At 62.9% G+C, this 9,437-nt stretch carries 9 protein-coding genes and 1 pseudogene; 2 read left to right on the forward strand and 8 right to left on the reverse strand.

All coding sequences use genetic code 11. The features are described from left to right. Positions 1 to 7: 7 nt before the first annotated feature. The 5 genes from hutG to QN413_RS14650 are packed head-to-tail and all read right to left on the reverse strand — an operon-like array spanning position 8 to position 5,916. Positions 8 to 820, reverse strand: a complete 813-nt coding sequence (hutG, locus tag QN413_RS14630) for an N-formylglutamate deformylase (RefSeq protein ID WP_323497311.1) — start codon at positions 818 to 820, stop codon at positions 8 to 10. Beyond that, complete coding sequence (locus QN413_RS14635) at positions 817 to 2,226, reverse strand: formimidoylglutamate deiminase (protein ID WP_323497312.1); 1,410 nt, start codon at positions 2,224 to 2,226, stop codon at positions 817 to 819. Before QN413_RS14635 ends, hutG begins: the two co-directional genes overlap by 4 nt. Further along, a complete protein-coding gene (hutI, locus tag QN413_RS14640; RefSeq protein ID WP_323497313.1) occupies positions 2,223 to 3,464 on the reverse strand; it encodes an imidazolonepropionase in 1,242 nt (413 codons plus the stop codon). Before hutI ends, QN413_RS14635 begins: the two co-directional genes overlap by 4 nt. Positions 3,465 to 3,518: 54 nt before the next feature. Beyond that, positions 3,519 to 4,490, reverse strand: a complete 972-nt coding sequence (locus QN413_RS14645; RefSeq protein ID WP_323497314.1) for a tripartite tricarboxylate transporter substrate binding protein — start codon at positions 4,488 to 4,490, stop codon at positions 3,519 to 3,521. Positions 4,491 to 4,524: 34 nt separating this feature from the next. Beyond that, on the reverse strand, positions 4,525 to 5,916 hold the full coding sequence (locus QN413_RS14650) for a sulfatase (RefSeq protein WP_323497315.1): 1,392 nt from the start codon (positions 5,914 to 5,916) through the stop codon (positions 4,525 to 4,527). 75 nt (positions 5,917 to 5,991) lie between these two features. Here QN413_RS14650 and QN413_RS14655 point away from each other — a divergent pair, with 75 nt between their 5' ends. Together QN413_RS14655 and QN413_RS14660 are read left to right on the forward strand one after the other, a co-directional pair. Continuing rightward, positions 5,992 to 6,354: a LysR family transcriptional regulator gene (locus QN413_RS14655; protein ID WP_323497316.1), complete on the forward strand. Its 363-nt coding sequence runs from the start codon at positions 5,992 to 5,994 to the stop codon at positions 6,352 to 6,354. An 18-nt stretch (positions 6,355 to 6,372) separates the two neighbouring features. Further along, positions 6,373 to 6,963: pseudogene (locus tag QN413_RS14660) on the forward strand (LysR substrate-binding domain-containing protein). A gap of 409 nt (positions 6,964 to 7,372) precedes the next feature. Here the strand turns inward: QN413_RS14660 and QN413_RS14665 are convergent. Genes QN413_RS14665 through QN413_RS14675 form a run of 3 tightly spaced genes read right to left on the reverse strand, consistent with a single transcriptional unit; the run spans position 7,373 to position 9,306 of the window. Then, entirely contained in the window at positions 7,373 to 7,948 is a 576-nt protein-coding gene (locus tag QN413_RS14665) for a HutD family protein (protein WP_323497317.1), read from the reverse strand. Further along, the gene (locus QN413_RS14670; RefSeq protein WP_323497318.1) at positions 7,945 to 8,625 is read right to left on the reverse strand and encodes an amino acid ABC transporter permease; all 681 of its coding nucleotides are present in this window, start codon (positions 8,623 to 8,625) and stop codon (positions 7,945 to 7,947) included. The genes QN413_RS14665 and QN413_RS14670 overlap by 4 nt, the downstream gene beginning before the upstream one ends. Positions 8,626 to 8,643: 18 nt before the next feature. Then, positions 8,644 to 9,306, reverse strand: a complete 663-nt coding sequence (locus QN413_RS14675; protein WP_323497325.1) for a transporter substrate-binding domain-containing protein — start codon at positions 9,304 to 9,306, stop codon at positions 8,644 to 8,646. Positions 9,307 to 9,437 lie beyond the last annotated feature (131 nt).

Below are 9,437 nucleotides of genomic sequence, written 5' to 3' on the forward strand. Positions count from 1 at the left end.
GATGTCCCTAGCGTTTCAGGGCGAACTCCAGCACCGCGTTGAGCATCTGCCGGACTTGAGGCAGGACGCCGGCCGCTTCGTCGGGCAAGTAGTTGAACGGCAGCGTTTCCTGCATGTAGCTGGACTGGGTCATCTCGAGCTGCACCGCATGCACGCCCCCGGCCGGATCGCCATATTCGCGCGTGATGTAGCCGCCCTTGAAGCGACCGTTCAACACGCCCGCGTAGGACGGCGCTGACTGCGCAATGGCCAGCAGTGTCGATGCAAGCGCTTCGCTGCAGCTCGCTCCGTTGGCGGTGCCCAGATTCAGGTCGGGCAGCTTGCCCTCGAAGAAGCGCGGCAGTCGCGAGCGGATCGAATGCGCGTCCCACAAGACGACGGTGGCGTGCGCCGCCTTCAGTCGGGTTAGTTCAGCTTGCAACTGCCGGTGGTACGGATGCCAGACCGCATCGCGACGCGCGGCGATTTCGACGTCGTCGGGCACATCACCTGCGGTGTAGATCGGCGTGTCGTCGAAGGTATCGATCGGGCACAGGCCGGTCACGCTCTGGCCGGGATAGAGGCTGGCGCCATCGGGCGCGCGATTGAGGTCGATGACGTAGCGTGAATGGGTGGCGACGAGCACCGACGCGCCGAGTTCATCGGCGAAGTCGTAGAGCCGTTCGAGGTGCCAATCGGTATCGGGCACATGGCGCGCTTCTTCTGTCAGGCGACCTGCCAATGCCGGGGGAACGTAAGTGCCGACATGCGGCATGGAGATCAGCAGCGGGCGCGTGCCCTGGCGAAAGCGGAACGGGGGTTGGTCGGTGACGAAGGTCATGTGGTCGAAAGCAGTTGCGTGCGCGCAGCGACGAAGCCTGCTGCTGCACTGTCGTGAAGAAGGTGCCGGCCACCACTCGCGCGCTGCTCACCACCGACCCACACCGAATCGATGGCACTGGTGCGATGGCTTGCGAATACGTGCGACGAGAGCATGTCCTCCGCGTTCAATCCGGCAAGCGCTGGCTGCGCTGCATCGAGCACGACGAAGTCGGCGCGCTGACCGATCGCCAGACCGGCGCTGTGTCCCGGGACCCAGCGGCCGGCCGCCTGCGTGCCGCCCTGCACCGCAGCCAGCGTCATCGCGGTCGCAACGTGCGGTTGCGCGGTGTCGGCAGTCACGTTGCGCTGGCGCGTCGCGAGGCGCTGGCTGTATTCGAGCATCAGCAATTCTTCGGCGGCGTTGACGCAGATGTGGCTGTCGGAGCCGATGCCCCAGACGCCACCGGCCGCGCGCCACGCAGGCAGGTCGAAGATGCCGTCGCCGAGGTTGGCTTCGGTCGTCGGGCACAGCCCCGCGACGGCCCCGCTTCGAGCCGCACGCGCGTACTCGTCGGTGTCCATGTGCGTCGCATGCACGAGGCACCAACGCGCATTCACGTCAGCGTGATCGAGCAGCCAGGCGACTGGCCGTTGCCCGCTCCAGGCGATGCAGTCGTCGACCTCTTTGGTCTGCTCGGCGATGTGGATATGAATGGGCGCGGTGGCATCGATCGCGTCGAGTCCGGCAAGCGCTTGGCGCAAGCCTTCGGGCGGCACGGCGCGCAGCGAATGCGGCGCGAGGCCGAGCCGTGCGCCTTGCGCATCGCACAGTGGCTTGAGGCGTTCGAGCAGTCGCAGCATCGAGTCGGTCGAGCGGATGAAGCGTCGCTGGCCGTCGCCCGGTGCGGTGCCGCCGAAGCCGCTGGTTTGGTACAGCACGGGCAGCAAGGTGAGGCCGATGCCGGCGCGTTGCGCGGCACACATGAGGGCCAGCGCGAGCGTGGCGTCGTCGGCATACGGGCGGCCATCGGCGTCGTGGTGCACATAGTGAAACTCGCAGACCGACGTGTAGCCGGCCGCGATCATTTCGACGTAGAGGCCGAGCGCAATGGCTTCCATTTGCGCCGGGTCGAGCCGCAGCGCGAAACGGTACATCAAGGTGCGCCAGCTCCAGAAGCTGTCTCGCTGTCCGTCGACGCTCCGACCGCGGAATTCAGTAAGGCCGGCGATGGCGCGCTGAAAGGCATGCGAATGAAGGTTGACCATGCCGGGGATGAGCGGGCCGTTGGCGACCGAGTCACCCGCTACAGGCTTGGCGTCGTGCTCCACGTGCGCAATGTCACCGGCCGCATCCCATGTCAGACGGACGTTGCGTGTCCATCCTCCGGGGAGCAGGGCATCTGCGGCGAAAAGCGCATGGTTCACGTTCTGTTGCTTCCCAAAGCGATCTTCCCCTGCCGCACCACAGTCCTCACCGGCCGCTGACCGAACCAATAAGCCAGCTCGGCAGCATCCTGCAAGTCCCACAAAACGAAGTTCGCCGGCCGCCCGACCGCCAACGTGCCATGCGTTTCCTGCAGTCCCAACGCACGTGCCGCATGCACCGTCACGCCATCGATCGCCTCGGGAACGGTCAGCCGAAACAAGGTGCATGCCATGTTCACCATCAGCAGCAAACTCAGCACGGGCGAGGTGCCGGGGTTGTGATCGGTCGACACCGCCATCGGCACGCCGGCCGCACGCAACGCGGCGATCGGCGGCAGTTGCGTGTCGCGCAATGTATAGAACGCGCCGGGCAACAGCACGGCGACGGTGCCGGCCTCGCGCATGGCGTCGATGCCGGCTTGCGACAGGTGCTCGATGTGGTCGCACGACAGCGCGTCGTAGCGTGCGGCGAGCGCGGCGCCACCCATGTCGGAGAGTTGTTCGGCATGCAGCTTGATCGGCAAGCCGAGCGCTTGCGCCGCCTTGAAGACCTGCTCGGTTTCAGCCAGAGAAAACGCGATGCGCTCGCAGAAAACATCGACCGCATCGACGAGTCCTTCGGCTGCCAGCGCGGGCAGCATCTCGTTGCACACGAGGTCGATGTAGTCGCGACTGCCGTGCGGTCGGCCAGCGTATTCGGGCGGCAACGCATGCGCGCCGAGGAAGGTGGTGCGTACCGTCACGCCATGTGCTCGGGCCAGTCGCCGTGCCACACGCAACTGCTTGCGCTCATGTTCCAGCGCCAGGCCGTAGCCCGACTTGATCTCGATCGCGCAGACGCCTTCGGACAACAAGCTTTGCAATCGATGCGATGCGCTCGAGAACAGTTCGTCTTCGCTCGCCTCGCGTGTGGCGCGCACACTCGCGACGATGCCGCCGCCTGCCTTGGCGACCTCTTCGTAACTCGCGCCGGCCAGCCGCATCGCGAACTCGTTGGCGCGCTGGCCACCGTAGACCAGGTGCGTGTGGCAATCGACGAGGCCGGGCGTGACGAGCGCATCTCCACCCTCATGCGTCGGCAACCCCGAGAAGTCTTTCGGCATCGAATCAGGCGACCCAATCCAGCGAACGATGCCGTGCTCGACGACGATCGCTACGCTGGTTCCAGGCTGGAATGGCAACCGAAGATCGGTCCAGAGGCCGTCTGCGGAAGGATACGAGTCAAACGAAATCGTCATGGGTCACCGGAGACTTGCCGGCATGTTTTGCCGGCGAAGAGCCAGTGTAAGACTTCACTTCTCGGGCTGGATGTTCCGCTTCTTCATGACATCGGCCCAGCGCGTGTTTTCAGAGGTCAGAAGACGCTGGAAGTCTGCGGGTGAGCCACCCATGGGCTCGGCGTACAGGCTATGGAGGCGCTTGGCGACCTCTGGGTCTTTCAGCGCTTCGGTGAACGCGGAATTGATGCGCGCGACGATCGCCGTCGGCGTGCCTGCGGGTGCTACCAGTCCGTACCATGGGAGCACAACGGCGTCGGGGTAGCCTGCCTGGCCGACAGTCGGGACGTCGGGCAGCGACTCGAGCCGCTTGTCGGCACTGACAGCAAGCGCCTTCAACTTGCCGGACTTGAGAAAAGGCGCAGCCTGCGCCGAGGCCAAGAACATGAAATCGATCTGCCCGCTAAGCAGGTCAGGCACCGACTGGACCTGCCCTTTGTAGCCAATCATGACCATATCGAGATCCGCAACCGACATGAACACTTCGGTGCCCATGTGATTGGACGTTCCGGTTCCGTGGTTGGCGGTGTTGAGCTTTCCCGGACGAGACTTGGCGTAGGCAACGAACTCCTTCAGCGTGTTGACAGGAAGCGTTGCCGGCACCACGAGAAGGTTCGGTGAATTGGCCAGCAGAACAGCAGGCACGAAGTCCTTGGCCGCGAATTTGGTGTTGGTGTCGAGCAGCGGATTGATCGTCAGAAAAGGGGCTGCAACCATCAACGTATATCCATCGGGCGGGGCGCCTTTTACCGCCAGTGCCGCAATGTTGCCGCTGGCGCCCGGCTTGGCCTCGATCACGAATGGCTGACCCCAGGACGCAGCCACTTTCTCTGCCACGACTCTGGTGAGAACGTCCGGCACACCTCCGGCTGGGTAGGGAACAACGATGCGGATGGGCTTGGCGGGATACGCCTCTTGCGCAATGGACCCGAACGGAAGCACCGTGAAGCTCGCGATGACGAGCAGGTGCAGCAAGTTGGATTTCATGGTTCTTTCGTTTTCCATTGATAGACAAATCGATTCAGCGCTCCGGCATGTCTTTGGCCGAATAGCCGGGCAACACACTGGCATCGGCAGGGATCTCGGGCATGGTCGCGTTCCAAGCTTCCCAGTCCGCGCGCATCGCGTCGAGCAACAGCGGTTGATGGGTCGCGCGATTGGCGCGCTCGCGTTCGTCCTCGGCCAGATTGAAGAGATAGTCATGCCCGTCGACACGCAAGTATTTCCAATCCCCGTCGCGCAGCGCCCTTTGACCGCGATGCTTCATGCGCCAATGCATCCGCCTGCGAAACGGGGGCTCCGTGCCACGCAGCACCGCCAGCAGCGATACGCCGTCCAACGGGCAGGCTGGATCGATCGGCGTCTCTGCCTCGTCGATTGCACTACTCGCACTATTCGCACTACTCGCGCCACGGGGCAAGATGCCCGCCGCGTCCAGCATCGTGGCGGACCAGTCCATCGTCATGCATTGCTGAGCGCTTTGTCGGCCAGGTGCGATGACGGCTGGCCAATGCGCGATCCATGGCACGCGGATGCCACCTTCCGTCAGGTCGAGCTTGCCGCCAACAAGAGGCCAATTGTCTGAAAATCTCTCACCCCCGTTGTCGCTCGTGAAGACGATCAGCGTGTTGTCCAGCAGCCGCTTCTTTTTTAAAGCATCGACGATCCAGCCGATGCCCTCGTCCATGTGATGAATCATCTTGCGATACGCATGGATGTTGCCTCCGCCGTGATGAAAGAGGTTGGCGCGCAGCTCCTGGCTCATTGCCATGTCTTGGTCGTCTCGCGTCTCCCAAGGCCAGTGTGGCGCCGTGTAGTGGAGACTGAGGAAGAAGGGCGTCGCATCGGCCGCAGGCGCAGCACGCTCGATAAAGTCCACGGCCTTCCTGGAGAAAAGGTCGGTGAGGTAGCCGTCTTCTGTAACTGGTTCGCTGCTCTGCCAAAGGTCGTGGGTGCCGCCGGTGTCGCAATGGGTGAAGTAATCGACACCACCGGACATCGGCCCGAAGAACTCGTCATACCCGGACTTGAGAGGGCCGAAGGTTGGCGGATAGCCCAGGTGCCACTTGCCTACCAATGCAGTTCGATAGCCGGCAGCCCGCAATCGTGACGGGAGCGTCGGGCAGTCGGCTGGCAAGCCGAGCTCCGCGCTGCCGCGGCTCTTGCTGTTGATGGGCTCCTCTGCAGCGCCCCGGAGGTGGTACTGATACCGGACTGTCATCAACGCGAAGCGCGTCGGCGAGCACACGGGTGAGTTGGCGTATCCCTGGTCGAAGCGAATGCCCCGCTCGGCAAGAGCGTCGAGCACCGGCGAGACCGGCGCCCGGCCGCCGTAGCAACCCAGGTCGGCATATCCGAGGTCATCGGCGACAATGAAAATGATGTTCGGGCGGTCGGCTGGCGCAGTTTTCATCGTCGGGCATTCTTTTTTGCGCGACATTCGATGAAGGCTCCAGCGGGTCTATCGCCCGAGCCATTCTGTAGAGCGGTGCTGAACAACGTAAGGTCGCAATACAGCATCAAGATCACCTTCAGCGATCACGCCATGACACTTCAGCAACTGCGAGATTTTGTAGCCGTGGTCCAGCAGGGAAGCGTTCGCGCCGCGGCGCGCTCACTGCAGACTTCCCAGTCAGGCCTCACCAAGAGCCTGCAAAACCTCGAAAGTTCGTTGCAGGTCAGCCTGTTGCATCGCACCACGCGTGGCATCACGCTGACCCGCTACGCCGACGCGCTGTTCGTACGCGCGCAGGCGATCTTGCGTGAATGCGACCAGGCGGAGACGGCGATCCAACAATTGCGCGGCCTTGGTATGGGAAGCGTTGCATTCGGCGTTTCGACGGCGCCATAACTGCTGCTCGCACCGACGGTGCTCGCCGACTTTCGCAAACGCAATCCGGATGTGATGGTCCAACTGACCAGCGGCCTGTCGCACTCGCTTCTTCCGGCTGTGCGTGAAGGTCGCCTCGACTTTGCGATCGTGCCCTTGCCCGCAGACATCGAAACCGAAGATCTGGTGGTTACCAAGCTGTTCAAAAGCGAGCCCGTGGTAGTAGCTAGAAAAGACCATCCCATGGCACGGGCCAGGTCCATCCGCGAACTCGCCGAAAGCGAATGGCTCGTCCTCGGCTAGCCCGAATCCTTTGGCGCTCCAAAAGGCAGTGTCGTCGAGTTGTTTGCTGCGTGCGGCTTGGGCAGTCCGAGGATCGCTGTCACGAGCAATTCGATGTTCGATAGTTTGACGATTCTTTCGGAGACCGACCTCCTCGCGCCGCTGCCTCGCATGATCTTGACCGCCGGCATCATGGACGGCAAGTTGGTCGCCATTCCTCTCGCGGAGCAACTTCCCAGGTATGAAATCTGCCTGGTGCATCGACACAGCGTTCCGCTCACGCCGCTTGCCAGCACGTTGACCAGCATGTTCGTTTCATACGCGCGGCTGGTTGGCCCGGCGGGCTGACGCTTTTTCGAATTCCCTGAGCGGCACGATCGCCAAAGGTGATCGTGATGACGCCTTTCGGCATTCCGGCGTCGCCCCCAAATCCACAGAATCAATCGTCGTTACGCCGAGGAATCTCCTCTCGTGCAACGCCAGCCATTCAGTGGGAAATTTTCGACACGTCATGACAGATTGCAATTTGAGTCGGCAAACGATCCGGCAGCGCCAAAGAATGCAGCGTCGCGAGGACCGCGACGTACTCCGGCACGCGCTCAACCCGGTGCCGTTGTCATGGCGTGACCATATGCAATACTTTCTTCGCCGAGCCGCATGGATCAGCGCCACATTGCTGGTGGGATGGCTGTGCCTTCGCGGATAGGCATTGCAGCAATGAAGACCGCGGTACGAGCGAACGGGCGCTAAGACGGCGTCACTGCGCGCTCGGCTTCCATCGCACACCCACCAGCTTCGCGCTGCGGCTCAACGGCGCCAGCCGCCACTCGGTCCGGACATCGGCCCACCAGATGCCTTCGCCCTGATTCAACTTCTGCTCGCCGACCTGCCAGTGGCCGTCGAGGCTCATCAGCACGCCGTACTCGGCAGCGCCGAGAGTCAGGCCTTCTTCGAATACCCGCACATCGACGACCCAGGCAGACCGCCGCGTCATCACGTTGAAGTCGCTCGACGCACCGCCGATCAACGTGCAGTCGACATCGACATCGCCGCTGAACGCGAAGGGCTCGTGCGGCTCGTCGAGCCGGTGCACGACGCTGCCATCGGCGGAACGCAGGCGCATGCCTTCGCCGTCGAGCAGCACGATGGTGCGGTCCATGCCGGGGAATACCGAGAACGGTCCGCTCGCCGCGACGGTGCCGATGCTCACGCGCCAATCGAACGTGTTGAACTCGGCCCCCAGGGGCCAGGCCGCAATCTCTTGCGTGGTGCCACCGCCGTTTTTCCACGGGGTCGAGCGCAGTGCGTTGCGAGCGAAACGTTGCAGGGTCATCTCAGCAGTCCACCTTGGCGAAGTCGTTGTTCGAAATAGCGCAGCACCAGCGTGACAGCACCGGTCAGCACGAAGTACACGAGCGCTATCGCAAGGTACACCTCCAGCGAGCGGTACGACACGCTGATGATTTTCTGCCCTTCATGCATCACGTCGTGAATGGTGAGCAAGGACACGAGCGCCGAATTCTTGATCAGCGCGATGAACTCGTTGCCCAGTGGCGGGATCATGCGCACGATAGCTTGCGGCAGGATCACCTGTCGCATCGCGACAGCCGGCGTCATGCCCAGCGATTCAGCCGCCAGGGTCTGGCCACGGTCGATCGACTGGATGGCGCCCCGCACGATCTCCGACACGTACGCGCCCGAGTACACGCCCGAGTACACGCCCATGCCGAGCACGCCGCACAAGAAGGCCGGCAGCAGGATGCCGAAGTGCGGCAGCCCGAAGAAGAGGATGAAGAGCTGCACCAGCAACGGCGTGCCGCGAATGACCGCGACGTAAGCCGTGCAAACCGAATAGAGCCAGCGGCGCTTCGGATTCAGCCGGCCGATGCCAACCAGGAGGCCGAGCACGCAGCCGAGCAGCAGCGCGCACGCCGTGAGCTCGACCGTGACGAGCGCGCGCTGCAAAAGGGCAGACCAGCCTTGCCAGACGGGGGAGAAATCAAGATCCATGGGGCCTGTCAGCCGGCATCACTTCGCCGTGTTGCTGAACCACTTCTTCACGATGGCCGCGTACGTGCCATCCGCCTTCATCTTCTCGATCGCGCCGTTCACCGCCTTCGTCAGTTCAGGCGTGTCCTTGCGGATCGCCATGCCGTACTCCTCTGTCGTGAGTTGCTCGTCGAGCACCTTCAGGCCCGATCGCATGCGCACGTATTGGTAGGCGGCGGGCTTGCCCGTGACGGCAGCGTCGCTGCGGCCGATGTCGACCAGGTTGAACATCTCCTGGTTTTTCTCGACCTCCATCAGCTGCACTTGCGGGTACTTCTCCTTCACGTACGTGACCGATTTGGTACCAACCTGCACGCTGACCTTCTTGCCGTTCAAGTCGGCGGGCGACTTGATGCTGGTGTTGTCGGCCTTGACCATCGCGACGAGGCCGCCCGCGTAGTAGGGCACGGTGAAGTCGACGACCTTCTTGCGCTCGTCGGTGATGTAGATGGCCGACACCGCCATGTCGAAGCGCTTGGAGATCAAACCGGGGATGAGCCCCTTGAAGTCGATGTCGGTCCACTCGATCTTCTTGCCCAGCGTCTTGCCGATGGCCTCGACCAGTTCGATGTCGAAGCCGGTGCGTTTGCCGTTGTCGACGAACTCCATCGGCGGAAAGGTGGCGTCCGTGCCGACGGTGATGGTGTAGAGCTGGCCCCGGAAATCTGAACAATCCGATAAGTGTGGAAACTGCTGCTGCTGGCGAGGACCTCGCCTGTGAAGACTGGAGCAAAGATGAGCAGAAGACCCCGCCGCACGCACTCAGCGGCATT

The organism is Variovorax sp. LG9.2, from assembly GCF_035018885.1.
In the GTDB taxonomy this organism is placed as follows: domain Bacteria; phylum Pseudomonadota; class Gammaproteobacteria; order Burkholderiales; family Burkholderiaceae_C; genus Variovorax.

Coding starts and splice junctions, on each gene's coding strand:
- hutG (WP_323497311.1), bottom strand. CDS start 820: ATGACCTTCGTCACCGACCAACCCCCGTTCCGCTTTCGCCAGGGCACG.
- hutI (WP_323497313.1), bottom strand. CDS start 3,464: ATGACGATTTCGTTTGACTCGTATCCTTCCGCAGACGGCCTCTGGACC.
- QN413_RS14645 (WP_323497314.1), bottom strand. CDS start 4,490: ATGAAATCCAACTTGCTGCACCTGCTCGTCATCGCGAGCTTCACGGTG.
- QN413_RS14650 (WP_323497315.1), bottom strand. CDS start 5,916: ATGAAAACTGCGCCAGCCGACCGCCCGAACATCATTTTCATTGTCGCC.
- QN413_RS14665 (WP_323497317.1), bottom strand. CDS start 7,948: ATGACCCTGCAACGTTTCGCTCGCAACGCACTGCGCTCGACCCCGTGG.
- QN413_RS14670 (WP_323497318.1), bottom strand. CDS start 8,625: ATGGATCTTGATTTCTCCCCCGTCTGGCAAGGCTGGTCTGCCCTTTTG.